This is a genomic window from Microbacterium sp. JB110 (assembly GCF_003335195.1).
Classification (GTDB): domain Bacteria; phylum Actinomycetota; class Actinomycetes; order Actinomycetales; family Microbacteriaceae; genus Microbacterium.
In genome coordinates, this window is the sequence record NZ_QPGM01000004.1 from 267926 (window position 1) to 291733 (window position 23808).

The 23808-nt window shown below is 68.8% G+C and carries 24 protein-coding genes; 14 read left to right on the forward strand and 10 right to left on the reverse strand.

Annotation, left to right across the window (positions count from 1 at the left end):
• Positions 1 to 90: 90 nt before the first annotated feature.
• The gene (locus tag CIK77_RS09630; protein WP_249268667.1) at positions 91 to 1125 is read left to right on the forward strand and encodes an MBL fold metallo-hydrolase; all 1035 of its coding nucleotides are present in this window, start codon (positions 91 to 93) and stop codon (positions 1123 to 1125) included.
• A gap of 78 nt (positions 1126 to 1203) precedes the next feature.
• On the forward strand, positions 1204 to 2583 hold the full coding sequence (locus CIK77_RS09635) for an MFS transporter (protein WP_087055801.1): 1380 nt from the start codon (positions 1204 to 1206) through the stop codon (positions 2581 to 2583).
• On the opposite strand, the gene CIK77_RS09640 is transcribed toward CIK77_RS09635, so the two are convergent.
• Positions 2519 to 3316 carry an EI24 domain-containing protein gene (locus tag CIK77_RS09640; protein ID WP_087055800.1) on the reverse strand — a complete coding sequence of 266 codons (798 nt, stop codon included), beginning with the start codon at positions 3314 to 3316 and terminating at the stop codon, positions 2519 to 2521. The two genes, CIK77_RS09635 and CIK77_RS09640, sit on opposite strands and share 65 nt — an antisense overlap.
• Positions 3317 to 3453: 137 nt before the next feature.
• Here CIK77_RS09640 and CIK77_RS09645 point away from each other — a divergent pair, with 137 nt between their 5' ends.
• The 7 genes from CIK77_RS09645 to CIK77_RS09675 all read left to right on the forward strand — a co-directional run bounded on the left by CIK77_RS09645 (position 3454) and on the right by CIK77_RS09675 (position 10745).
• Entirely contained in the window at positions 3454 to 4380 is a 927-nt protein-coding gene (locus CIK77_RS09645) for a transporter substrate-binding domain-containing protein (RefSeq protein WP_087055799.1), read from the forward strand.
• A complete protein-coding gene (locus CIK77_RS09650) occupies positions 4377 to 5252 on the forward strand; it encodes an amino acid ABC transporter permease (RefSeq protein WP_087055798.1) in 876 nt (291 codons plus the stop codon). The genes CIK77_RS09645 and CIK77_RS09650 overlap by 4 nt, the downstream gene beginning before the upstream one ends.
• Entirely contained in the window at positions 5249 to 6082 is an 834-nt protein-coding gene (locus tag CIK77_RS09655) for an amino acid ABC transporter ATP-binding protein (protein WP_087055797.1), read from the forward strand. Before CIK77_RS09650 ends, CIK77_RS09655 begins: the two co-directional genes overlap by 4 nt.
• Entirely contained in the window at positions 6082 to 7212 is a 1131-nt protein-coding gene (locus CIK77_RS09660) for a CapA family protein (protein WP_087055796.1), read from the forward strand. The genes CIK77_RS09655 and CIK77_RS09660 overlap by 1 nt, the downstream gene beginning before the upstream one ends.
• Positions 7209 to 8444 carry a CaiB/BaiF CoA transferase family protein gene (locus tag CIK77_RS09665; protein WP_087055795.1) on the forward strand — a complete coding sequence of 412 codons (1236 nt, stop codon included), beginning with the start codon at positions 7209 to 7211 and terminating at the stop codon, positions 8442 to 8444. Before CIK77_RS09660 ends, CIK77_RS09665 begins: the two co-directional genes overlap by 4 nt.
• Positions 8441 to 9346: a 2-hydroxyacyl-CoA dehydratase family protein gene (locus tag CIK77_RS09670; RefSeq protein WP_114347245.1), complete on the forward strand. Its 906-nt coding sequence runs from the start codon at positions 8441 to 8443 to the stop codon at positions 9344 to 9346. Before CIK77_RS09665 ends, CIK77_RS09670 begins: the two co-directional genes overlap by 4 nt.
• A 151-nt stretch (positions 9347 to 9497) precedes the next feature.
• Positions 9498 to 10745: a 2-hydroxyacyl-CoA dehydratase family protein gene (locus CIK77_RS09675; protein ID WP_087055793.1), complete on the forward strand. Its 1248-nt coding sequence runs from the start codon at positions 9498 to 9500 to the stop codon at positions 10743 to 10745.
• 6 nt (positions 10746 to 10751) lie between these two features.
• Here the strand turns inward: CIK77_RS09675 and CIK77_RS09680 are convergent, their stop codons facing one another.
• The 9 genes from CIK77_RS09680 to CIK77_RS09720 all read right to left on the reverse strand — a co-directional run bounded on the left by CIK77_RS09680 (position 10752) and on the right by CIK77_RS09720 (position 19245).
• Positions 10752 to 11333, reverse strand: a complete 582-nt coding sequence (locus CIK77_RS09680; RefSeq protein WP_087055792.1) for a MarR family winged helix-turn-helix transcriptional regulator — start codon at positions 11331 to 11333, stop codon at positions 10752 to 10754.
• 67 nt (positions 11334 to 11400) lie between these two features.
• Positions 11401 to 12246, reverse strand: coding sequence for an ABC transporter ATP-binding protein (locus CIK77_RS09685; protein ID WP_087055791.1), 846 nt, complete (start codon positions 12244 to 12246; stop codon positions 11401 to 11403).
• Positions 12243 to 13286, reverse strand: coding sequence for a FecCD family ABC transporter permease (locus CIK77_RS09690; RefSeq protein WP_170934200.1), 1044 nt, complete (start codon positions 13284 to 13286; stop codon positions 12243 to 12245). Before CIK77_RS09690 ends, CIK77_RS09685 begins: the two co-directional genes overlap by 4 nt.
• Positions 13283 to 14290: an iron chelate uptake ABC transporter family permease subunit gene (locus CIK77_RS09695; RefSeq protein WP_249268666.1), complete on the reverse strand. Its 1008-nt coding sequence runs from the start codon at positions 14288 to 14290 to the stop codon at positions 13283 to 13285. Before CIK77_RS09695 ends, CIK77_RS09690 begins: the two co-directional genes overlap by 4 nt.
• 28 nt (positions 14291 to 14318) lie before the next feature.
• Positions 14319 to 15248, reverse strand: coding sequence for an ABC transporter substrate-binding protein (locus CIK77_RS09700; RefSeq protein ID WP_087055789.1), 930 nt, complete (start codon positions 15246 to 15248; stop codon positions 14319 to 14321).
• Positions 15249 to 15363: 115 nt separating this feature from the next.
• On the reverse strand, positions 15364 to 15951 hold the full coding sequence (locus CIK77_RS09705; RefSeq protein ID WP_087055788.1) for a PadR family transcriptional regulator: 588 nt from the start codon (positions 15949 to 15951) through the stop codon (positions 15364 to 15366).
• A gap of 146 nt (positions 15952 to 16097) precedes the next feature.
• Positions 16098 to 17507 carry a vanillate/3-O-methylgallate O-demethylase gene (gene ligM, locus CIK77_RS09710; RefSeq protein WP_087055787.1) on the reverse strand — a complete coding sequence of 470 codons (1410 nt, stop codon included), beginning with the start codon at positions 17505 to 17507 and terminating at the stop codon, positions 16098 to 16100.
• Positions 17508 to 17546: 39 nt separating this feature from the next.
• On the reverse strand, positions 17547 to 18428 hold the full coding sequence (gene purU, locus CIK77_RS09715) for a formyltetrahydrofolate deformylase (RefSeq protein ID WP_087055786.1): 882 nt from the start codon (positions 18426 to 18428) through the stop codon (positions 17547 to 17549).
• 10 nt (positions 18429 to 18438) lie between these two features.
• Positions 18439 to 19245 carry a methylenetetrahydrofolate reductase gene (locus CIK77_RS09720; RefSeq protein WP_087055913.1) on the reverse strand — a complete coding sequence of 269 codons (807 nt, stop codon included), beginning with the start codon at positions 19243 to 19245 and terminating at the stop codon, positions 18439 to 18441.
• Between the two features lie 283 nt (positions 19246 to 19528).
• Between CIK77_RS09720 and CIK77_RS09725 the strand changes: the two genes are divergently transcribed.
• The 5 genes from CIK77_RS09725 to CIK77_RS09745 are packed head-to-tail and all read left to right on the forward strand — an operon-like array spanning position 19529 to position 23766.
• A complete protein-coding gene (locus tag CIK77_RS09725; RefSeq protein WP_087055785.1) occupies positions 19529 to 20509 on the forward strand; it encodes an ABC transporter substrate-binding protein in 981 nt (326 codons plus the stop codon).
• Between the two features lie 33 nt (positions 20510 to 20542).
• Positions 20543 to 21319 carry an ABC transporter permease gene (locus CIK77_RS09730; protein WP_249268665.1) on the forward strand — a complete coding sequence of 259 codons (777 nt, stop codon included), beginning with the start codon at positions 20543 to 20545 and terminating at the stop codon, positions 21317 to 21319.
• Complete coding sequence (locus tag CIK77_RS09735; protein WP_087055784.1) at positions 21316 to 22140, forward strand: ABC transporter permease; 825 nt, start codon at positions 21316 to 21318, stop codon at positions 22138 to 22140. Before CIK77_RS09730 ends, CIK77_RS09735 begins: the two co-directional genes overlap by 4 nt.
• Entirely contained in the window at positions 22133 to 22933 is an 801-nt protein-coding gene (locus CIK77_RS09740) for an ABC transporter ATP-binding protein (RefSeq protein ID WP_087055783.1), read from the forward strand. Before CIK77_RS09735 ends, CIK77_RS09740 begins: the two co-directional genes overlap by 8 nt.
• Positions 22934 to 22944: 11 nt before the next feature.
• On the forward strand, positions 22945 to 23766 hold the full coding sequence (locus CIK77_RS09745; protein WP_249268674.1) for a PaaX family transcriptional regulator: 822 nt from the start codon (positions 22945 to 22947) through the stop codon (positions 23764 to 23766).
• Positions 23767 to 23808 lie beyond the last annotated feature (42 nt).

The following is a 23808-nucleotide window of genomic DNA, read 5'->3' on the forward strand; positions in this document are numbered from 1 at the left end:
TCACTTGATAGCACAGTTAAGGACAATCAGATGGACACGAGGAGCGAATGCGAGAACCATGGAGGCGTACCCGAGGAAGGACACAACGACGTGACGACGACCGAACCCCGCATCGTGACGCTGGGCACCGCAGGCGGCCCGCGCTGGTGGGCCGACCATGCCGGAGAGCCGCGCTTCGGCATCGCGACGGCCGTCGTCGTCGGCGACCGCTGGTACCTCGTCGACTGCGGCGACGGCGCTGGGCACCAGGCGAAAGCCGCTGGGCTGCCGATGCCCGCTCTCAGCGGCATCTTCCTCACCCACATGCATTCCGACCATCTGGTCGACCTGCCGGGGATCGTGCTGTTCGGCGCGTTCGAGCTGAAGAGCCGATCTGCCGGGTCGATCCCGATCGTCGGGCCTGGCGACAGAGGAAGACTGACTCCCCTCTCGCCCCAGGCGAGCTGGCGGCCCGATCCGGTCGCGCCCGAGCGCCCGACGCCCGGTGTCGCTGGCCTGCTCGACGGGCTGCTCGCCGCCTTCGCGACCGACATCAACGACCGCATATTCGATTCGCTCGCGAAGAGTCCGCGCGACACCTTCGAGGCGCGCGAGATCGACCTCGACGGTGTGCGGGGGTTCGACCCCGACACCGCCGTCTCGCCCGACATGGAGCCGATCGAGGTGTTCGGCGACGACCTCGTGACGGTGACGGCGACGCTGGTGTCGCACCACCCGATGGCGCCCGCATTCGCGTATCGCTTCGACACCGAGCACGGCTCCGTCACGATCTCCGGCGACACCGCTCCCTGCGACAACCTGGTGCGCCTGGCCCGCGATACCGACCTGCTGCTGCACGAGGCCATCGACCTCGACATGCTGGCCGCTCAGTACTCCGACACCGCGATGCTCAAAGCGACGATGGATCACCACCGACGCTCCCACACGACGCCGGCCGACGCGGGCCGGATCGCGGCGCGCGCCGGGGCGCGGCACCTCGCCCTGCACCACCTCGTGCCGTCCCATGCGCATCCCGAGGTGTGGCACGGTGCGCAGCAGACGTTCGACGGTCCGCTGACGATCCCCGAAGATCTCGACACGCTCAGCTTCGCCCGCCTGCCTCAGCCGGCTGGTGCCGCGACCTGACCAGAAGCCGCGGCGAGGCCTGGAGCCAGCCCGCACTCATCCGGCCGTTCGGCCGATCACCCGAATGAGGAGTCAACGATGACCAACTCGTCCAACACCCAGGCGGTCGATACTGCCTACTCCGCGTCCAAGCGGGATATGCGCCGCATTCTGGCCTCCAGTCTGATCGGCACGGCGCTGGAGTACTACGACTTCATCCTGTACGCGACCGCCGCCGGGATCGTGTTCAACCGCATCTTCTTCACGAATCTCGATCCCACAGCCGCTCTCGTGCTGTCCTTCGCCACACTCGCGGCGGGCTACGTGGCGCGCCCGCTCGGCGGCGTGATCTTCGGCCACCTCGGCGACAAGGTCGGCCGCAAGACCGTGCTGATGGCGACCATCGTCGTGATGGGCGTGACGTCGACACTGATCGGCCTGCTGCCCGCCACGGACCAGATCGGCATCTGGGCGCCGGCGCTCCTTGTCACGCTGCGCGTCGTGCAGGGCATAGCCGTGGGCGGCGAGTGGGGCGGGGCCACCCTCGTCGGGTTCGAGAATGCGAAGAAGCGTTCGCGCGGCTTCGCCTCGGCCTTCTCCTACATGGGTGCGCCGACGGGCACGCTGGTGGGAACGCTCATCCTGGCCGGCATGGCGACGATGCCGGATGAGCAGTTCCTGTCGTGGGGATGGCGCGTGCCGTTCATCCTCTCGGCGGCGTTCATGATGATCGCCGTGTTCATCCGCCGGAAGGTGACGGAGTCGAAGGTGTTCCTCGAGGCGGCGGAGCGCGCGCCCCAGCACAGGAAGACGCCGCTGGTCGAGCTCGTCCGGCATCACTGGCGCCCGCTGCTTCGCGCCTTCGCCGTCGGAATCTCCTGTCAGGGAGCACAGGGCCTGATGGGTGCATGGGCCGTGGCCTACGTGGTGCAGCAGGCGGCGCACGAGCAGAGCCTCGTGCTGGTGCTGAAGGCATCGGCGGCCGTGACGACCATCCTGTTCATCATCATCGCGTCCCGGATGTCGGACCGTTTCGGCAGGCGCCGCATCCTGATGTTCGGCAACATCCTCGGCATCGCGCTGGCCTTCCCGATCATGATGATGCTGCAGACCGACAACGTCGTGCTGTTCTTCTTCGCGGTCTTCCTCGGCCTCTCCGTCGTGCAGGGCTTCTCCGCCGGTCCATACGGCGCCTACGCCGGTGAGCAGTTCCCGACATCCGTGCGCAACTCCGGCGCGTCCGTCGCCTACCAGTTCGCCGCAACCGCCGGCGCGGGCTTCACGCCGATGATCGCAACGGCGCTCGCCGCGGCGGGGGGAGGCAGCCTCTGGCTCGTGTCGCTGCTGTGGATCGGATTCGCACTGATCAGCCTGATCGGCCTGATGACCGGCAAGGACCGTTCGAACCTCGACCTCACGGAGTTGGACGGGAAGCCTGCCCAGGCGACTCCTGCTGCGGCGGTCCCGGCGCCGCGCTGACCCCGCCGTCGCCAGCGTGCACGAGGCGCTGACTCAGCAGAGTGGAACCGGCGACCGCTGCCGGCATCACGAACACCGCCCCGAGCGGGATCAGGAAGCACAGATACGTCGCCAGCCCGAACCCGAGTGCCGTCGACCGCTGCGCGCGCAGCAGGCGACGGCGCTCGCGGGTGGCGATGCCGCGTGCCGTCAGCGCACGCGAGGTGAGTTCGTCGGTCAGCAGCAGACCGGAGAGTGCGGCACCCGTGATCGCGCCGAGGACCGTCCCGATGAACGGGATCAGCCCGATCAGGCCGGAGGCGATGGCGACGAGCAGGCCGCGCAGGATGAGCGAGACTCCGTCGCCGGCCGCGCGCCAGAAGCCGTAGTGCACGCCGGGGATCTCTCCGGCTGCTGACTCGACCGAACGCCAGATCCGCTCGTAGAACGGTTCGCCGACGACGAGCGTCACGGCCGTGAACGTCAGCGCGGCGACCACCGCCGTTCCGGCTACCAGCGCCAGGCCGATTCCGATCCGGAGCGCCCCCGCCCAGAACGGATGCCAACCATCGGCGAACGGCGTCAGCGCGGACACGAGCGCCGGCGCGAACGCGGCCAGCGTCACGATCGCCGCCGTGGCGAGCGCGGCGACGATGACGGCCGGTACGAGGCCGAGCACCATCGCACTCGGATCGCGCCGCCACCATCCCAATCCGTGGATCAGTGTGCGCACCCCGCGCCAGAACCCTCGCATGCCGCCAGCCTAGAGCGCGCGAATCGCGAAGCTCTGGTTGAGTCGGAGGATGCCGTGCTAGTGCAAGTATCAATCAGTATGATATTTTTAGATGAGCGCGATGAGGCGCATTCCGTTCACGACGATGTGGAGAGACCATGAAGAAGCTTGTTCGGATCGCCCCGGCGATCGCGGTGGCCGCGGTGTCTGCGTTCGCCCTCGTCTCGTGCTCCTCCGGCGATGGCGGCGGCGATGATGGCGGCGGTTCCGCCGACGGCGTCGACACGGAGGCGCCCCTCTACGACCAACTGCCGGACGACATCCAGGACGCCGGCCAGATCACCATCGCCGGTGACACCCACCCTCCGTACCGCACGATCGAGGAGGACGGCACCTTCACCGGCATCGACCCCGATCTTCAGACCGCGCTCTCCGAGCAGCTGGGCGTGCCGTTCGAGATCGAGACGGCATCCGGTCTCGACGCGATGCTCACCGGCATGCTCTCCGGCCGCTATGACGCGTTCAACGGTCCGGTGCGCGCCACAGAGGAACGCGAGCAGCAGTTCGACGCGATCGTGTGGATGACCACGCGCACCAGCTACGTGCATCTCGCTGAACGCGCCGACGAGCTGGCTGACTCGGAAGCCGTCTGCGGCGCGAACGTGGCCGGCGTGACGGGCTCTGTCTCCGAGACGCAGATCGAAAGGTACAACGAGTGGTGCGCGGAGCAGGGCCTCGACCCCGCCTCGTTCGACGGGCTGGCCGACTCGAACGCCACCTTCCTCGCGGTCAACTCCGACCGCGCAGACTACGCGGCGACGACCCAGGGCGGCGCCATCGACCTGATGGCGCAGGAGCCCGACACCTACGACTACCTCGTGCAGACCGATGAGCAGGGCGCGGGCGTGGACCAGCTGGCCATGTATCTGCCCAAGGACACCGGGCTGACCGAGGTCATGCTCGAGGCGTTCAATGGCATCTTCGACAACGGCGAATACGAGCAGATCATGACGGAGTGGGACATCACGGACGTGGCGGTCGACGAGCCGGTGCTGAATCCGATGACGGGCGGGCAGAGCGGATGACGGCACAGACCGTTCAGCCGCACCCCGTCGACGTCGCGAGCGCGCGTGGGCGCATCCGGCCCATGCGCATCATCGGCGGTGCGCTCATCGTGCTGGTCGCCGCGTCGATCGCCTGGTTCCTGATCAGCAACGAGCGCTTCGAGTGGGACGTCGTCGCGGAGTACCTGTTCAACCCGAGCGTGCTGATGGGGCTGGGGATGAGCATCGCCCTCACGGTCATCGGCATGGTGCTCGGTTCCGTGCTCGGCACGTTCCTCGCCGCCGGCCAGCTCAGCGACTTCGTGCCGCTTCGTCTGGCCTGCATCGCCTTCGTCGGCTTCTTCCGCGGGGTCCCTCCGTTGGTGCAGCTCATCTTCTGGTACAACCTCGCCTACCTGTTGCCGAGCATCGACCTCGGGTTCGTGAGCTGGTCGACCAACGACGTCATCACGCCGCTGACGGCTGCCATCATCGGCCTCTCGCTGCACGAGGCCGCCTATATGGCCGAGATCATCCGCGGCGGCATCTCGTCGATCGACGAGGGCCAGCGCGACGGCGCGGCCGCGATGGGCTTCAGCCGTTGGCACACCTTCACACGCGTCGTCCTGCCGCAGGCGATGCGGGTCATCCTGCCGCCGACCGGCTCGCAGGTGATCGCGCTGCTGAAGGGCACATCGCTGGTCAGTGTCATCGCCATGGGCGATCTGCTGCACGCCGTGCAGGTGATCTACAACCGCACATACGAGGTCGTGCCGATGCTGATCGTCGCGGTGATCTGGTACCTCGTGGTCGTCACGGTGCTCACGCTGGTGCAGCGCCGTGTGGAGGCCCACTTCGGGCGCGGGACGACCCGCAGCGCGCAGCCGGCGACGACCGGGAAGGAAGAGCAATGACCCCGGATGAGGCATCGGGCCTGATCGTGCAGCCGGAGAGCGTCGACGAAGTGCCCGTCGTCGAGGTCTCGCACGTGAGCAAGAGATTCGGGAACCACCAGGCCCTCGACGACGTGAGTGTGAGCGTGTACGAGGGGGAGGTCGTCGCCGTGCTCGGGCCTTCGGGCTCCGGCAAGTCGACCTTGGTGCGCTGCATCGATCAGCTCGAATCGATAGACGGCGGATCGATGCGCCTCGACGGCGAACTGCTCGGCTTCGAAGAGCGCGGCGGGCATCTGCGCCCGCTCAGCGACGCGGGGCGCAAACGGCAGCAGCGCCGGATGAGCATGGTGTTCCAGCAGTTCAACCTGTTCCCGCACTGGACCGTGCTGCGCAATGTCACGGAGGCTCTCGTGCGGGTGCACGGCAGGACTGCGACCGACGCGCGCGACCGCGCGACCGTTCTGCTGGAACGCGTCGGCTTGGCCGAGAAGGCGGACGCCTACCCGCGGCATCTGTCGGGAGGGCAGCAGCAGCGCGTCGCCATCGTGCGCTCCGTCGCCGTCGATCCGCGCATCCTGCTGTTCGACGAGCCGACCAGCGCTCTCGATCCGGAGCTCGTCGACGAGGTGCTGCTCACGATGAAGGACCTCGCGGCGACGGGCCGCACGATGATCGTCGTCACGCACGAGATGGAGTTCGCCCGCGACGTCGCCGATCGGTGCGTGTTCATGGCTGACGGGAAGCTCATCGAAGACCGCCCGGCCGAGGACTTCTTCGACGACCCCCGCTCGACGCGCTTGCAGGCCTTCCTCGACCGCTCAGGGCGGAAGAACTCAGGGAGCGCGTGATGGCCGTCGTGTATGCGACCGGCGACCTTGTGCTCGAATGCGACGACTCCGCACCACTGCTGGCGGGGGCGAAGGACGTGCTGGCAGAGGCCGATCTGCTGATCGGTCACCTCGAGGTTCCGCACACGACGGCGACCGTGCAGATGTCGGCCGATGTTCCGGCGATCCCCGCGCCGCCGTCAGCGCTGGACGGGGCGGCGGCTGCCGGGTTCGACGTGGCCACGCTTGCGGGCAACCATGTCTTCGACCTCGGCGCGGTCGGCATCGCCGACACCAGGCGCCACTGCGCAGAGCGCGGCATCGCGACCGCAGGCGCCGGCGAGAACGACGACGAGGCGTGGGAGCCTGCGGTTCTCGAGCGCGGCGGCAGACGCATCGCGGTGCTCAGCGTCAACTGCGTCGGCCCGCGCGAGACGCGCGCGGGAAGCGCGAAGCCCGGATGCGCGTCGATCGACGTCGTCACCCACTACGAGCCCCGCGGCGCCAACCCCGGTGGCCCGCCGCGCACGTACACGTTCGCGCAGCCGCGCGACCTTGCGGCGTTCGTCGAGCGGGTCGCGCGGTGCGCCGAGACGGCGGACGTGATCGTCGCGCTGCATAAGGGTCTCGTGCACCAGCCCGTCGCCATCGCCGACTACGAATACGAGATCGCGCACGCCGCGATCGACGCGGGGGCCGCCGCCGTCGTCTCCCACCACGCGCACATCATGAAGGGCGTCGAGCTCTACCGCGGTCGCCCGATCTTCCACGGCCTCGGCAACTTCGCCACCGTCACGCGCGCCCTCGGCGGGCACGACGACGACAGCCCAGAGCGCCGAGCGTGGGCACGGGAGCGGGTCGCCCTGTTCGGCTTCGAACCCGATCCCGACACTCCCGACTACCCGTTCCATCCGGACAGCCGGAACACGGCGATCGCGGTGATCGACATCGACGACGCCGGTGTCGTGGCAGCGCAGCTCATCCCGTGCAGGATCGACCGCGCCTCCCGCCCCGTGCCTGTCACGGGAGCGGCAGGAGCCGCTGTCGCCGACTACATCCGGACCATCACCAGAGAGGCGGGGCTCGACACGACATTCGTGTTCAGCGGAGACCGCCTCACCGCCATGCCGACGAAGGAGACGACGAGATGACGACCAAGCCGCTCGAGGGGAAGACGGTCATCGACCTGACCACGGCGCTCGCCGGCCCCTATGCCACGCTGCTGCTCGCCGGTCTCGGCGCTCGCGTGATCAAGGTCGAGAACCCGACGCGCGGCGGCGACACCTCGCGCAACAACTCGCCGTACGTCACTTCCGACGGGCTGAGCGTGCAGCGCACCTCCGACGACGACATGTCGGTGTCGATGATGCTCCGTGGCCGCGGCAAGGAGTCGATCACCCTCAATCTGAAGCACCCGAGCAGCCGCGAGGTGCTGTTCGACCTCATTCGCGACGCCGACATCCTCGTCGAGAACTACAGTGCGGGCGTCACCAAGCGGCTCGGCATCGACTACGACTCGGTCCGGCCGCTGAACGAGAAGCTCGTCTACACCTCGATCAGCGGCTTCGGGGCGACGGGCGACCACGGCGACCGCAAGGCGATGGACACGATCATCCAGGCGATGAGCGGCGTGATGACCACGGCGGGAGAGCCGGATGATCCTCCCGTGCGCTTCGGCCTTCCGGTCGGCGATCTGGTCGCCCCGCTGTTCAGCGTGATCGGCACGCTGTCGGCCGTGATGCAGGCCGACAGAACGGGCACGGGCCAGCGGGTCGACGTCTCCATGCTCGGCGCGCTCACCTCGCTGGTCGCATGCGAACCGTTCGACGCGCTGGAGGCCATCGGCTTCCCGCTGCGCACCGGAGCATACGTTCCGCGACTGGCGCCGTTCGGCACCTTCCGAAGCGTCGACGGCTGGTTCGCCATCTGCGCGCCGACCGATCAGTTCTCCGCCGGCGTGCTGAAGGCGATCGGGCGTGATGATCTGCTCGGCTCCGCAGAGTTCGGCACCAGAGATGCCAGGGTCGCCAACGCCGACCGGTTGCACGGGCTGATCGCCGGATGGGCCGCGGAGCGCACCCAGCACGAAGTGCTCGCGGCGCTCGACGCGAACGGCGCGCCGGCGGCTCCCGTCCGCACGACGGCGGAGGCCGTTCGTGACCCCCAGGTGGTCTCCCGCAAGGAGGTCGTGCCGCTCGTGCACCCGAAGTTCGGCCACTTCGATGGGCTGTTCGGCTCCGGGCTGCCTATCGTGTTCTCGGAGACCGAAGCCGACCTCTCCGGCCCTGCGCCCAAGCTCGGTGAGCAGACCGACGCCGTGCTGCGCGAACTCGGGTACGACGAGGAGCGGATCCGCGTTCTGCGTGAGGAACACGTGCTGTGAGCGCCGCGGAGCCGGTGCGGATCGGGGTCGTCGGTGCCGACGTCCCCCGTCAGATCGTGCTCGCCGCCGGGGCGACACCCGTGCGCCTCTTCGGCGCATGGGAGGGCGACACGTCGGCCCATGCCCGCGAGCTGCTGGGCGCGGTCGACGCCGTGGCGGTTCGGCTCCTCGACGACCTGCTGGCCGGGCGGTGCGACGACCTGTCCGCTCTGGTCGTGTGCAACGACTCCGCCGCGCACCTGCGCCTGTTCTACGTGCTGCGAGTGCTCGCCTCGCGCGGCGACGTACCGTTCGGCGTGCATCTGCTCGACGCTCCGCGGGCAGGCGGAGCGCCGCGGCGGCGCTTCGTGTCGTGGCAGTACGCGCGACTGGCAGGGTTCGTCTCGGAGCAGACCGGCCGCACCGTCGATGCCGACGCGCTGGGCCGGGCCGCGGCCCGCGAGGCGCGGCTGGTGCGCGAGATCGACCGGATGCGAGCCCGTCGCATGGACGGCACGTGCTCGGGGGCCGCGGCTCTGGACGCCTATCGCGCGGCGCTGACGCTGCCGCCGGAGCAGGCCGCGGATGTCGTCGCGGGAGCCGTCGAGCCCGCCTCGGGGGCTGTTCCCGTCGTGGTCACGGGCAGCACTCATCCGGCCTCGTCCGTGTACACCGCGATCGAGCGGGAGGGGCTGCGCATCGTCGGAGAGGACCACGACGCCGGGGACGCCGCATGGATCGGCGCGGGGGTCGAGGCGGCGACGCCGCAGCGAGCGTTCGACGCTCTCGCCGAGGCGCACGTCGCACGTCCTCCGGCTGCGGCACGGTCGACGTCCGCCGAGCGACGCCGCCGAGGCGCGCGCAGCTCGTCTCGGCCGCCGGCGCGCGCGCCGCGTGCTGGCCGTCGCGCGCGATCTCGATGACGCGCCCGCGCTGGGACCTGAGCGCGCAGCGCGCCGTGCTCGAACCGCTCGGCGTGCAGGTCGAGCCGCGCTGCGCATCGGCGCCGACGAGGCCGTGAGCGCCAGTCGCCGAGCCGGCGCGACGGATCGCAGAGAACCAGGGAGAGCGGGCATGAGCGACGACCGGCTGACGAGTGCCGTGGAGGCGACGCGCTTCCAGAAGCAGTGGTTCCTCCAGACGACTCAGCGCGCCCGCGGCGGCGAGCCGATCGCCTTCCTGAACGCCGATGCGCCGCACGAGATCCTGCGCGCGTTCGACATCCCGTATGTCGTGACGCAGTGGTGGTCGTCGATCATCGCCGCCAAGCGACAGGGCCCGGCAGCCTTGGCGGCCCTCGCCGCCACGGGGCTGCCTGACTTCAGCGTGCAGTACGACGCGATCCCGCTCGGAGAGCAGCTCCTGCCCGAGGCGGAGCGCCCATGGGGCGGTCTGCCCCAGCCGAGGTTCGCGATCGCTGAGCGGTCGGGAGACGTCACCCAGAAGATCTTCGAACAGTGGGGGCAGCGCGAGGGGACCGAGACGTTCCTGCTGTCCCGAACGGCCGCCGATCCGGTGCCGTCCGACTGGTGGGAGCTCGTGCCGCACCGCTGGGAGGAGGCGTTCGGGGCTGAGCGCATCGACCTGCTCGAAGCGGAGATCCGGGAACTGATCAGCTGGCTCGAGGAGCGGACGGGGAAGGCCTTCGATGAGGAGCGGTTGGCCGACATCATGGCGCTCGGCAACGAGCAGGCGGAGTGGAACCGGAGAACCCGCGACCTGATCGCCGCGGCGCGGCCGACTCCGGTGGCCGTGAACGACACCATGCCAGCCGTGATGGTGCCGCAGTGGCACCGCGGCACGCAGTGGGCCGTCGATGCGGCCAAGCGGCTCTACGAGGACGTCGCGGAGCGCGTGGACGCGGGAGCGTCGCTGTGCCCGGACGAGCGGGTGCGGCTGATGTGGATCGGGCGCGGGCTGTGGAGCGACCTCGACATGTACCGCAGGTTCCAGGACGAGTTCGGTGCCGTGTTCGTCTGGTCGATGTACCTCGGCATCGCCGCCGACGGCTACGCCCGATACGGCGACGATCCGGTGCGCGCGCTGGCCGCGCGCTTCGTCGGCATCACCGACCAGCTCTACGTTCCGCCGTGGTCGAGCCAGTGGTACGTCAAGGAGGCGGTCTCGCACGGCGTCGACGGCGTCGTGCACCTGGTCGCCGACGACACCCCAGGCGCAGGCCTGATCACCGAAGCCTTGGAGCAGCAGGGCATTCCGGTGCTGGAGATCCGTGCGAACAACGCCGACGAGCGCTCCAGCCGCGAGGCGCGCGTCGGTGACCGGATCGCGGAGTTCCTCGGAACCCGGGTGACCGGGCGGTAGTCGAGTTCAGTCGTCGAGCTCGTCGAGAGCCGTCCGGCTCCGTCTGGCGGCGAGCCGGGAGGGAACGTGGCGGGGCCGGATGTCGGATGCACGCCGCGAGATCGCCTCGGCCTCCTCCTCGTCGTTGCCGAAGTACCCGCCGCCGAGGGCCTTCGATGCGCGTCGCAGCGCTTCGCGCATCTGCTCGAACGTCTCCTCGCCCAGCTCGGCCATCAGCCGGTCCTCGTGCTCTCGCAGATGCTCGGTGCAGCGGGTGAGCACCTCCCACCCCGGCTCGGTGAGCCGCACCAGCCGGATGCGTGCGTTGTGCGGGTGCGCTCCGGGCTCGATCAGCCCGCGCTCGATGAGCTCCTTGCACACGGTGTGCGCTGCCTGTGGGCTGACGAATGTGCGTCTGGCGAGGTGGGCGTTCGAGACGGGGAGACCCTCACCCAGCACCTGCAGCACCAGGAACTGCGACAGCGTGAGCGCCTCGGCCAGCGCGACGTTCTCGGTGAAGCGCGCGAACGCACGCGACAGGCGGGTGGAGCTGTAGCCGAGGCGGTCCATCGCCGAGACGCCTCGGGGATCTCGCGCGACTTCGCTCATCCTGAAACTCTAACGCGGGCACAGCGATCGGGGCGGGGGCGGCGCGCGCCCTGCGTGCTCACCATTCTCATCGTGTGTCGCGCGGCACGATGAGCGGGGTTCCTGTCACAGGATCCGGGATCACCACGTTCGGCAGGTCGAACACGTCGTGCACGAGCTCGGAGGTGATCGTCTCGGCCGGAGGACCCTGCGCGACGATCCGACCGTCCGCCATTGCGACCACGTGGCCGGCGTAGCGCGCGGCCTGATTGAGGTCGTGCAGGACAGCGACGACCGTGCGGCCGGAAGTGTTGAGTCGGTGCAGCAGATTCAGCACCTCGATCTGGTGGGCGACGTCGAGGAACGTCGTCGGCTCGTCGAGCAGGATCATCGGCGTCTGCTGTGCCAGCACCATGGCGATCCACACCCGCTGCCGCTGGCCGCCGGAGAGCTCGTCGACCCTGCGGGCCGACAGCTCACGCGTCGCCGTCTCGTCGAGCGCCTCGGCCACAGCGGCCTCGTCATCAGGCGACCACTGCCGCAGCATCCGCTGGTGGGCGAAGCGGCCGCGGGAGACCAGCTCGGCGACGGTGATGCCGTCAGGGGCCGAACTCGACTGCGGGAGCAGGCCGATCCGCGCGGCGATGCGCTTCGGCGACAGCTTCGCGATGTCCGCGCCGTCGAGCACCACAGCGCCGGCCGTCGGGCGGAGCAGGCCGGAAAGCGCGCGCAGCAGCGTCGACTTGCCGGACGCGTTGGGTCCGATGATCACGGTGAACGACCCCTGCGGCACACGGAAGCCGAGGTCCTCGCTGATGACGCGCTGGTCGTAGCGCAGCGTCACCGCTTCCGCCGATAGGCGGACGGCATCCGGTGTCGCGTCGACGGATGCGGACGACGGGTGCAGGGGGCCGAAGGGTGCGGACGCGGTCATGGCGCCTTCCTGATCTCGTGGGCGAGCAGCCAGACGAGGTAGGCCCCGCCGAGGACGACCGTGACGACGCCGACCGGCACGGTGAGGGGGATCAGATGCTGTGCGATCAGGTCGGCGGCGATCAGCAGCATCGCTCCGGAGGCTCCGGCGGCGACCAGCGGGATGGTCGCGGTGCCGCACAGGCGGCGAGCGATCTGCGGGGCCGACAGCGCGATGAACGAGATCGGGCCGGCCACCGCGGTCGTCACGCTCACCAGTGCCACGGCGAGGGCGATGGCGGTCCAGCGCACCACGGCGGTGTTCGCACCGGTCGCCCTGGCGGCGTCTTCGCCGAGGTCGAGCTGCCGCAGTCCGCGCGCGACCGGCGGCATGGCCGCAAGGAGCGCAGCCACGGCGACGACGGCCGGCCACCCGTTCTCGGCGGTGGCGCTGTTCAGGGTGCCAGCACCCCAGGCGGCGGCGAACAGCGCGGTGTCCAGTTCCGCCCGCAGCAGCAACCACGTGTTGAACGCCGACAGCATCGCGGAGACGCCGATGCCGACGACGATGAAGCGGAACCCCTGCAGACCGTCTCTGGAGGCCAGCAGCAGGATCGCCGCGGCCGCAGCGAAGCCGCCGATGAGCGAACCGGCTGTCAGCGCCGCCCATCCGCCTCCGGCCATCAGCACCAGGATCATGCCGGTGTACGACCCGCTCGCCAGGCCGATCACGTCGGGACTGGCCAGCGGATTGCGGGTGAACGTCTGGAACACCGCTCCCGCCGCGCCCAGGGCGGCGCCGAATGCGAGCGCCGACGCGGCTCGGGGCAGGCGCCACTCCAGCACGGCGGTGCGTTCGAGCCCGTCCGTCGCCCCGGTGAACGATCCGATCATCTGCGCGATCGTGACCGGGTAGTCGCCCAGCGCGAGCGCGGCCCCGCCGAGCAGAACGGCGACGGTGACAAGGGTCGCCGCGACCGCTGCGGTGCGCACGCGCACGACCGCGCGGCCGCGTGCCAGCACGAAGCGCCGGTGGCCGAACTCGACCTTCGCGCCGCTCACAGGGTGCTCGCCCGTCGGCGGCGCACCAGTGCGATCAGCACCGGAGCGCCGATGAACGCCGTGACGATTCCTGCCGGCATCTCGCCGGGCACGGCGACGCGGCCCGCCATGTCCGCGATCATGACGAGGGTGGGAGCGGCGAGCAGCGACACGGCGAAGATGCGCCGCTGATCTGTTCCGACGCACCAGCGCACGACGTGCGGAATCATCAGGCCGACGAAGGAGATCGGTCCGGCGATCGCCGTGGCCGTTCCGGCGAGCAGCGTGATTCCGACCACGGCTGTGACCTGTACGCGTACCAGTCGCACACCGTGCGAGCGGGCGACGTCGGTGCCGAGGGCGACGGAGTTGAGCGCAGGCGCAGCCGCCATGGCGAGCAGCAGCCCGATCAGCAGCAGCGGAGCCGTCGCGAGCAGAACGTCGGGCCCGCGTTCCAGCAGCGTGCCCGCGTTCCAGCCGCGCATCCTGTCGAAGACATCCGGATGGGTGAGGGTCACCCCTGTGGTGAGCCCCGACAGCACGGCGCCGACGGCGACGCCGGCCACCGTCATCCGGATCGGGTCGGTCGGCCCTCGCCGTGACGAGCCGAGCAGATACACGGCGGTGGTGATCACCAGCGCCCCTGCGCAGGCGAGCCAGACGTACTCGGATGGTCGGGTGATGCCGAAGAAGGCGATGCCGATCGCGATGAAGAACGCCGCGCCGGCGTTGACGCCGAGCACACCGGGGTCGGCCAGCGGGTTGCGCGTGAACGCCTGGATCAGCGCTCCTGCCACGCCGAGCGCCATGCCCACCATCACACCGGCCACGATGCGCGGTGCCCGCTGATCCCACACCACGAACTGCGCTTCCTCCGATCCGCCGCCGGTGAGCGCGGCCCACACGTCGCCAGGCGCAATCGGATTGGCGCCGACGAACAGCGAGGCCGCCAGGACGACGGCGAGCACCGCGGTCAGGCCGCAGATCCAGGCGCGCGAACGCCTGGCGGCCGCTCCCGTGACCACCAGGCGTTCGCGCGCGGGAGCGGTCAGCTCAGCCCTCCTGCAGGATGCTCTCGAGGTCGTCGAGAACGACCCCGCCGCCGTAGTATCCGACGCCGGTGATCCAGAATCCGAAGTCGACCACGTGCATGCTTCCGAAGGCATCGGCGTTGTCGGTGATCGCGTCGGGAACCGTGCTGGGGTCATCCGGATCGTTCGATGTGACCAGAACGAGATCGGCCGCACCCTGGCGCGCCTCCTCCGGTGAGATGTCGAGCGAGATGTCCTCCCACTCGTGCTCCGGGATCGTGAGGCCCGCGCACTCCAGCGCGCCGCCCGCGAAGGACGTCGGGCCGTACAGCGTCAGCCGCGTGTCACGGGGGCGGATCAGCTGCGCCGTCATGCCCGCGGTGTCGTACTCGTCGGCGATCTCTGCGCATCGAGCCTCGTAGTCGGCCTGCAGAGCCTCGAGTTCGTCCGAATCGCCGAGCGCCTCGGCCACCAGTGCGGCGTTCTCCTGCCACGGGTCGGCCTGCGTCGCCATGAACACCGTCGGTGCGACGTCGTCGAGTTGGTCGTACAGCGCCGAGTGGCGCGACTCCGTGCCGATGATGAGATCCGGTTCCAATGCGGCGATGCGCTCGACGCTCGGCTCGCTGATGGTGCCGACCATCTCGATGTCCGCGGCCTCTTCGCCGAGATAGGCGGGCACGCCGGTCTCCTCGCTGGCAACCGCAGTGCCGACCGGGGTCACGCCGAGAGCGACGGCCGTGTCCAGCTGCACGGGTTCCAGCACGACCACACGCTGCGGGTCATCCGGAACGTTCGTCTCGCCGCGCGCGTGGGCGACGGTGTGGGTCGACCCTTCCGGCTCCTCCGACTCTGCGGATTCGGCGGGGGAGCAGGCGCTCAGCAGAAGTGCGGCGATGGCGACGGCGCCGAGCCCCGTGGCGGGGCGCAGCAGAGTGCGGGAGGTGGTCATCGGGATCCTTCGGGTCGGGGAAGCGACGGCAAAAGGAAGATTAGCTGAGGCTAACCTAAATGTCACATTGGTCTGCTTCTGCGCGGCCCGAACGGCCATGAGCCGTGTCGGCGTACTACTCTGCGTACCCCAGCTCGTCGAGCAGGGCCAGGCCGCTGGAGGCCCATTCGATCTCACCGCGGGCTCTGGCGACGAGGTTCTCGTAGCCGAGGCGCTTGAAGGCGACGACGCGGGCGTGGTCCTCGCGGGGAGTGACCTCGAGGCGGTCGCGCAGCATCGGCGTCGCCCGCGCCTGGACGCGCTCGAGCTCCGCCTCCCACTGTGCGAGCTCACCCCGCCAGTGCTCGATGTGGTCGCGGAAGAAGGCGCGAGCGGCGCTCTGGTCCGCGTTCTCGAGGTATGACGCCTTCAGCGTCGCGGGCTCTCGCACCCGCGAGTAGGACAGCGGCCCGTTCATCCAACCGAGGTAGTCGCTCTCGCCCGTCGGCGTGACGTGGTACATCCGTCGCCTGCCGCGCTCGCCGCGGGTCTGCTCCTCCGCCTCGACGAGGCCCGCTGCCTCCATCTTGCGCAGCTCGGGGTAGATCTGGCTGTCCGGCGCGTGCCACAGATGCCCCACCGAGGTGTCGAACTTCTTCTGCAGGTCGTACCCCGACTGGGGGCCGACGCGCAGCAGAGCGAGAAGAGCGTATCGAAGGCTCATGAGCGGGAGAAGGTCCTTTCTGCGGCTGGTGGCTTCGCTGCGGCACCGGCCGATGTGCGAAGGGGGCCCGAGCGACTTGCGTCACCCGGACCCCCTCGAGCTTATTGACCCGGACGTCCGTTTCCGGTCATCCGGATCTCACCGCGTCACTTGGTGTAACCGGTGCGCCATCCGCCCTGGTAGGTCTCGCGGGCGACCGACGAGAACGGAACCGGGCTGACGACCGCGCGGACCTCGGTCTGCTCGTGCTTCTCGACCGACGCCTTGCTGGTGCCGCCGTTGGGCTCGCCCCAGACGACCTTGACCTCTGCACCGTCCGGCACATCAGGGTTGACCGTGCCGAGCGACAGGCCGCGGCGCTCGTTCGAGCTGTAGCCGGTGAACATCGAGAAGCCGACGTTGTTGCCGTCCGCGTCGACGACCGAGTCGTAGTTCGCCGAGCCGTAGTTCGCCAGCGGCAGGTCGAAGAACTTGTAGTTCGGGCCGTCGACGTTCAGCAGCGACGTCCACACCTTGCCGAGATCTTCGGCGTTCCACTCGAGCGTGACCTTGCGGCGCTGCGTGGCCGGGTCGACCTTCTCCAGCGCGTCGCGACCGATGAAGTCGTGGTCGAACTTCACGAACGGGCCGTAGCCGAGCTCCCACGGAGTGAGGTAGTAGTCCTCGATGTTGTCCGACACGAACGAGCCGGCGAGCGTGCCCGTCGCCTCGTAGCTGTCGGCGCCGAGCCACTTGCGGTAGCCGGCCTCGGCCTCGCCGCTGTACACGGCGGGCAGCGGCGAGGGGATCCAGCCCGACTCCAGCGTGTTCGACGGGTAGGCGCGCGAACCGACGGGAACCAGGCCGAACTCGGCGCCGGCCTCGACGATCGTGTCGCGGATGATGTCGTGGTCCTCGTACGGGCCCCAGATCTCGAGGCCGGGGGCGCCTGCCATGCCGTGGCGCAGCGTGCGGACCGACTTGCCGGCGATGGTCATCGTCGACATGTTGAAGAACCTCAGCTGCTCGAGCGGACCGCCGTTCAGCTTCTCGATGACGTTCCAGGCCTGCGGGCCCTGGATCTGGAAGCGGTAGTAGCGGCGCTCGACGGCGTGGCCGTACGGGCGCGAGGGCGAGCGGCGGTCGACCGTCAGCTCGAGGTTCTTGTAGTCGCCGGTCTCGCCGTGGTACCAGAGCCAGTTCGACGCGGGAGCGCGGCCGACGTAGACGTACTCGTCCTCGGCCTCGCGGAACAGGATGCCGTCGCCGATGACGTGGCCGGATGCCGTGGTCGGCACGTACTGCTTGGCCTTGTCGACGGCGAAGTTCGCCACCGAGTTGATCGCGGTGTCGCTGATGAGCTTGATCGCGTCGGAGCCCTTCAGGAAGACGTTGTCCATGTGGTGCGACTGGTCGTAGAGCACGGCGGTGTCACGCCACGCCTTCTGCTCCTTGATCCAGTTCTGGAAGTCGGCCGGAACGACCGGGTAGATGTACGAGCCGATCTGCGAGTTGCGGAGCAACTCGACCGAGTTGCCAGCCGCATCGATGGCCTGCTGGAGATTCTGAGGTGCCACGGTGAACCTTTCTGTGGATTTCGTAGTGGGTCTATCGGGTCAGGAGTTGAAGACGATGGTGTGGTTGCCGTGTCGGATGACGCGGTCTTCTGCGTGCCATTGCACGGCGCGGGAGAGCACGGCGCGTTCGACGTAGGCGCCGCGCTTCTGCATGTCGAGGGCGGTCATCGCGTGGTCGACGCGGGCGACGTCCTGCTCGATGATGGGGCCCTCGTCGAGCTCTTCCGTGACGTAGTGCGCGGTCGCGCCGATCAGCTTCACGCCGCGTTCCTTGGCCTTGCGGTAGGGGCCGGCGCCGATGAAGGCGGGCAGGAACGAGTGGTGGATGTTGATCACCGGCACGCCGACCTTCTCGAGGAACGAGTCGGAGATGACCTGCATGTAGCGGGCGAGGACGACGAAGTCGACGTTCCCGTCGAGAAGTCGGAGGATCTCGGCTTCGGACTGCGACTTGTCCGCACCCTGCTGTGAGGGCACGTGGAAGAACGGGATGCCGAAGGTGCGCACGTCGTCGGCGACGTCTGTGTGGTTGGAGATCACCATCGGGATCGACACGGGCAGCTCGCCGCGGCGGTGGCGCCACAGCAGTTCGAGCAGGCAGTGGTCGCTCTTCGAGGCCAGGATCGCCATCCGCTTCCGAATGGACATGTCCTGCAGCTTCCATGTCATGCCCAGCGGTTCCAGCGTCGCGGCCAGGTCGGCTGCGATGTCGGGCTGGGCGGCGACGAAGTCGGTGCGGTGGAACACCACGCGCTGGAAGAAGTGCCCGTCTTCAGGGTCGGTGGAGTGCTGGTCCAGCGAGATGATGTTGCCCTTGTTGCGATTGATCAGGGCGGAGACCGTCTCGACGATGCCCGGATGATCCGGACCGTCCACGACGAGGCAGGCGTGGTCGATGAGCTGGGGAATGTTGTCGGTCATAACGCCATCCTTACGCAACCTTGGCGGCGAACTTCTCGGCCCACTCGGCCGTGGCCTTGAGACCGCCGAAGGTGTAGAAGTGCAGCTTCACGTCGCCTGAGGCCGGGTTCGCCGCGTTCCGGTCCGCCAGATCCGTGATGAAGCGGTCGGGCCCAGCCGTTCCCATCAGGTTCGTCAGCGAGAACCCGTACTTCTTCACGATCATCGCGTTCGCCCCGATCCCGAAACGACGGGCGAAGTTCAGCAGACGCTTGATGCCCGCAGGCCCCGGCGTGCCGATCCGGATCGTGGCGTCGATGCCCAGGCCGCGCACCCGGTCGATCCAGTTCTCGACAGGCTCCGTGTCGAAGCCGAACTGCGTCAGGATGACCGCACCCAGGCCCTGCTCCTTGAGCGAGGACGCCTTCTTCTCCAGGTGCTCCCAGAGCAGCTCGTCCGAGATGTCGGGGTGCCCCTCCGGGTAGCCAGAGATCGACACCTCCTTCACGCCGTACTCCGGCAGCACACCGCTGCGGATCAGGTCATACGCACTGTCGTACGGACCCTCGGGCGTGGCCGGGTCGCCGCCGACCGCGAACACGTGCTCGCTGGCCCCGACCTCCTGCAGCGCCGCCAGGAACTCGCGCAGCTGAGCCTCAGAGCCGATCCGGCGGGCCGAGATGTGCGGCACCGGCACGAATCCGGCCTCCTTCACGGCCTTCGCCGCCGCCACACGCATCTCCAGGTCTTCGTTCCCCAAGAACGTCACATTGATGCGCGTTCCCTGCGGAATCGCGTGCTGTGCCTCGAGCAGACCAGGCACGTCCTTGCCGGTCATCTCGAGCGAGAAGTCGTCGATGAGCTTCGCCTGAGCAGTCACAGGGTTTCCTTCCGGGTAACGACGCCACCGCGGCGTGGCCGTCAATGAGGACAATACCTATGACCATAGGGATTGTCCAGGGGCAGTTCCGGGAAAGTTTCGTGAGACGGAAACGGGCCGGATCCGATCGAAGTTTCACATTTTCATCACGCACGGATAAAGATCTTTGACTTTGGTCCGTGCTGACATGCATGATGAATCTCACACAACAGCGTGTACCCGAGCCAATGGAGGCCGCATCATGAGGAAGACCCTGCCTGTCATCGCCGCCCTGGGCGTTGCGGCACTCGCATTCACCGGCTGCACCGACTCCGCGGCTGACCCCGATTCGAACGGATCAGGCGACGGCGACAGCGGCGACCTGCGCACCGTGCGCGTCGCCGCACTGCCGATCGCCGAGACCGGCGCCATCTGGGCCGCCGAGACGGAGGGCATCTTCGCCGACCACGGCCTCGAACTCGAGATCATCCCCTCGCAGGGCGGCGCCCAGGCGATCCCTGCGCTGCAGAACGGCGACATCGACATCGCGATCGCCCAGCCGTTCGGCGCCTTCCGCGCCAACCTGGCCGACCTGCCCATCCGGATCATCGGCAACTACGCGAACAGCAACGCTGAGGGCGAAGACGTCAACTCCGTGGTCGCCGGTGCTGACTCCGGCATCACCGACCTCGCCGATCTCAGCGGCAAGCGCGTCTCGGTGAACTCCCTCGGGGCGGCCGGCGACGTCACGATCATGAAGGCCGTCGACGACGCGGGCGGCGACTCCTCGACCATCGAGTTCGTCGAGGTCGCCTTCCCTGAGGTGCCTGCCCAGCTCGATGCGGGCAACATCGACGCCGCGTGGGCGCCCGACCCCTTCCGCAACCAGGTCGTCGACGCCGGCGGTGCCGACCTCGTCTACCCGTACCAGGCGACGATCCCCGGCCTGACGGTTCTCACCAACGTCACCTCGACCGAGGTGCTCGACCGCGACCCGGAGCTGATCGAGGACTGGTCCGCTGCGCTCGACGAGGCGCTGCAGTTCGCCGCCGAGAACGAGGACGCCGTGCGCGAGGCGATCGCGAGCAACCTCGAGATCCCCGCCGAGGTCGTCGACGGCATCGTGCTTCCGGAGTTCACGACCGAGCTCGACACGGATGATCTGCAGTCGCTGATCGATCTGGGCATCGACTACAGCGTGCTCGACGGCGAGCCGAGCCTCGACGAGCTGGTCACCGAGTAGCGCGCACACTCCCCTCACCCGAAAGGAGCCGGTGTGCGTCAGACGCGCAAGATCCTGCTCGGCACCCTCGGCGTCGTGCTGTTCTTGGCGGCGTGGCAGCTGCTGCCCATGGTCGGCCTGGTCGACCCGCAGTACCTGCCGTACGCCACGGACACCCTCGCGAGGCTCGGCAGCGACACGCTCGACCTCGAGTTCTGGCGGAACGTGGGCCGCACGCTGCGCGGCTGGATCATCGGCCTGGTGATCTCCGCGGCTGCGGCGGTCGTGCTCGGCACCGTGATCGGGCTGGTGCCGTTCCTGCGGCGCGCGACCCACACCACGGTCGAGTTCCTCCGTCCCGTGCCGTCGGTTGCGCTCATCCCCATCGCGGTGCTGGTGTTCGGTCTGCAGCTGCCGGCCACGCTCATGCTGATCGTCTACGCCAGCTTCTGGCAGATCTTCGTACAGGTGCTCTACGGCGTCGCCGACGTCGACACCGTCGCCCGTGACACGGCGCGCAGCTTCGGCCTCACCCGCAGCGAGCAGATGTTCCGCGTCGTGCTGCCGACCGCACTGCCCTACCTGTTCACCGGGCTGCGTCTGGCGGCATCCGTCGCGCTCATCCTGTCGGTGACCGGCGAGATGCTGATCACCGCGACGGGGCTGGGCGGCAGGCTCGTGCTGCTGCAGTCATCGGGCGACTGGGCCGGCGTCTACGCGGTCATCGTCGTCACGGGTCTGCTCGGCCTCATCATCAACATGGTGTTCCGGATGATCGAACGCCGGTCGCTCGGCTGGCATCAGTCGGTAAGAGGGGAGGAAGTGCTGTGACGCTCTACACGACGACCGTCGTCACGCCCCGCCGGGGAGCCGAACGGGCGCGCAGGTTCTTCGAGAGCGCAGGTTTCGCCCTCGGCCTGCCGATTCTGCTGCTGCTGGTCTGGGGTGTGTGGGGAACGGCAGCACCTGCGCAGTTCTTCCCATCGCCCATCGTGATCGCGCAGGCGTTCGTCGACACCTGGATCGGCCCGGCCTTCGTCGAGGATGTGCTGCCCAGCCTGTGGCGCTTGGGACTGGGCATCGTGCTCGCCATCGTCGTCGGGGTCGCGCTCGGCACCCTGATCGGCCTGGTCAGGTGGCTGCGCGAACTGTCGGAGCCGGTGCTCGAGTTCTTCCGTGCGGTGCCGCCGCCGGTGCTGATCCCCGTCGTGACGCTGCTGTTCGGCCCGTTCGACACCGGCAAGGTGATCCTGATCGTGGCCGGATCGATCTGGCCGGTCCTGCTCAACACGATCGACGGCATCCGCAGCGTCGACTCAGTGATGACCGAGACCGGGCGGTCGTACTCGCTCACGTCGGCGGAGCGGCTGCGCTACCTGCTGCTGCCCGCCGCGAGCCCGCGCATCATGGCCGGCATCCGCCAGGCCCTCTCGGTCGCGCTGATCCTGATGGTGATCAGCGAGATGTTCAACTCGTCATCCGGATTCGGGTACCGGATCCAGTACTTCCAGCGCAACTACCTCATCCCCGAGATGTGGAGCGGCATCGTGCTGCTCGGTCTGATCGGGGTGGTGCTCGCGGTGCTGTTCGGCTTCGCCGAGCGCCGAGTGCTGCGCTGGTACCACGGTCTCAAGGAGGTGGAGCGTGCCTGAAGCGCTTCTGAAGGTCTCGAGCCTTCGCAAGGTGTACGAGTCGGCGACCGGTTCGGTGGAGGCGATCGGCGACATCGGCTTCGAGATGGGAAGCGGTGAGCTGATCTGCATCGTCGGGCCGTCCGGATGCGGCAAGACCACGCTGCTGAAGTGCATCTCGGGTCTGCTGGCTCCGACATCCGGCAACGTCGAGCTCGACGGCAAGAAGGTCGTCTCGCCGCCGCCCAACATGGCGCTCGTGTTCCAGGAGTACGGCCGCAGCCTGTACCCGTGGCTCACGGTGCGCGGCAACGTCGAGCTGCCGCTGCGGCACAAGAAGCTGCAGCGCACCGAGCGCGAGGAACTCGTGATGGACGCGCTCACGGCCGTTGGTCTCGACCACGCGGCGGACACCTACCCGTGGCAGCTCTCCGGCGGTATGCAGCAGCGCGTGGCGATCGCCCGCGCCGTGGCGTATCAGCCTGAGGTGCTCATCATGGACGAGCCGTTCGCCGCCGTCGACGCCCAGACGCGCGCCGACCTTGAGGATCTGGTGCGCCGTCTGCACCGCGAGCGCGGCATGTCGATCCTGTTCGTCACGCACGACATCGACGAATCCGTCTATCTCGGCGAGCGCGTGATCGTGCTGTCGAAGTCGCCGACCTGGGTGCAGGAGGATCTGCACATCGACCTCGACGACGAACGCGACCAGATCACCACCCGCGCCCTGCCGCGGTTCACGGAGCTGCGCACGCACGTGTACGAGCAGATCCAGCGGGCCAAGCGCGGCGAGGCGGTGCGGCCGGTAGCGTGACCATCGTGACGATGCGCAGCCGGAAGCCGAGGCGCCTGCTGCTGTCGCTGCTGGGCAACCACGTCGTCGACGAGCACGACGACTGGATCAGGGCGGCGACCTTCCTCGAGGTGCTCTCCGGCGCCGGCATCGGGCAGGCGACCGCGCGGGCGACGCTCGATCGGATGGTCGTGGTCGGCATGCTCGAACGGCGCAAGGACGGCCGCGAAGTCGCCTTCCGTCCGACCGCGCACGCCAGGCGGGTCATCCGGGGCGCATCGGCGCGGGTGCACGGCCCGCGACCATTCGAACCGACCGGTGACGGGTGGACGCTGGTCACCTTCGCGCTGTCGGAGAAGCATCGCCACACCAGGCACAGGCTGCGCGCGGCCCTGCTGTGGGAGGGTTTCGGGGCGGTGCGAGACGGGCTCTGGATCGCGCCGGGCGAGGTCGACCTCACCACCGCCCTGGCGCGGCTGCAACCGGATCTGCCGGATGGCGCGGTCGTCGCCTTCCGCGCGCATGAACTGACGTCGTTCCCCGTCGCGCCGGCGGTCGCCGACGCGTGGGACCTCGCGGAGATCCGGGCACAGCACGAACTGTTCCTGCGCGAATGGGGCGGCGAGCCGTCGCTGGAGCAGCCGCTCGTCGACCAGACGGCGCTGGTGGCGGACTGGCTCACGCTGCAGCGCACCGATCCGCGTCTGCCGCAGGAGTTCCTCGACCCCGACTGGCCCGCCCCGCGCACCGTCGAGGCGTTCCGCACCTGGATGAACGCGCTCGCCGCTCCCGCCGCTGAGGCGTTCGGCTCGCTCGTGGGGGAAGCGGTCGCGCCGAGAAGATCGGGCGTGTGACGCGCGCCCGACACGCCTGAGAACGTTCAGGGGAAGCCAGGA

Excerpts from the sequence above, each read along its gene's own strand:
- CIK77_RS09635 (WP_087055801.1), top strand. The coding sequence starts at position 1,204 with ATGACCAACTCGTCCAACACCCAGGCGGTCGATACTGCCTACTCCGCG.
- CIK77_RS09640 (WP_087055800.1), bottom strand. The coding sequence starts at position 3,316 with ATGCGAGGGTTCTGGCGCGGGGTGCGCACACTGATCCACGGATTGGGA.
- CIK77_RS09645 (WP_087055799.1), top strand. The coding sequence starts at position 3,454 with ATGAAGAAGCTTGTTCGGATCGCCCCGGCGATCGCGGTGGCCGCGGTG.
- CIK77_RS09650 (WP_087055798.1), top strand. The coding sequence starts at position 4,377 with ATGACGGCACAGACCGTTCAGCCGCACCCCGTCGACGTCGCGAGCGCG.
- CIK77_RS09655 (WP_087055797.1), top strand. The coding sequence starts at position 5,249 with ATGACCCCGGATGAGGCATCGGGCCTGATCGTGCAGCCGGAGAGCGTC.
- CIK77_RS09660 (WP_087055796.1), top strand. The coding sequence starts at position 6,082 with ATGGCCGTCGTGTATGCGACCGGCGACCTTGTGCTCGAATGCGACGAC.
- CIK77_RS09665 (WP_087055795.1), top strand. The coding sequence starts at position 7,209 with ATGACGACCAAGCCGCTCGAGGGGAAGACGGTCATCGACCTGACCACG.
- CIK77_RS09675 (WP_087055793.1), top strand. The coding sequence starts at position 9,498 with ATGAGCGACGACCGGCTGACGAGTGCCGTGGAGGCGACGCGCTTCCAG.
- CIK77_RS09680 (WP_087055792.1), bottom strand. The coding sequence starts at position 11,333 with ATGAGCGAAGTCGCGCGAGATCCCCGAGGCGTCTCGGCGATGGACCGC.
- CIK77_RS09685 (WP_087055791.1), bottom strand. The coding sequence starts at position 12,246 with ATGACCGCGTCCGCACCCTTCGGCCCCCTGCACCCGTCGTCCGCATCC.
- CIK77_RS09700 (WP_087055789.1), bottom strand. The coding sequence starts at position 15,248 with ATGACCACCTCCCGCACTCTGCTGCGCCCCGCCACGGGGCTCGGCGCC.
- CIK77_RS09705 (WP_087055788.1), bottom strand. The coding sequence starts at position 15,951 with ATGAGCCTTCGATACGCTCTTCTCGCTCTGCTGCGCGTCGGCCCCCAG.
- purU (WP_087055786.1), bottom strand. The coding sequence starts at position 18,428 with ATGACCGACAACATTCCCCAGCTCATCGACCACGCCTGCCTCGTCGTG.
- CIK77_RS09720 (WP_087055913.1), bottom strand. The coding sequence starts at position 19,245 with ATGACCGGCAAGGACGTGCCTGGTCTGCTCGAGGCACAGCACGCGATT.
- CIK77_RS09725 (WP_087055785.1), top strand. The coding sequence starts at position 19,529 with ATGAGGAAGACCCTGCCTGTCATCGCCGCCCTGGGCGTTGCGGCACTC.
- CIK77_RS09745 (WP_249268674.1), top strand. The coding sequence starts at position 22,945 with ATGCGCAGCCGGAAGCCGAGGCGCCTGCTGCTGTCGCTGCTGGGCAAC.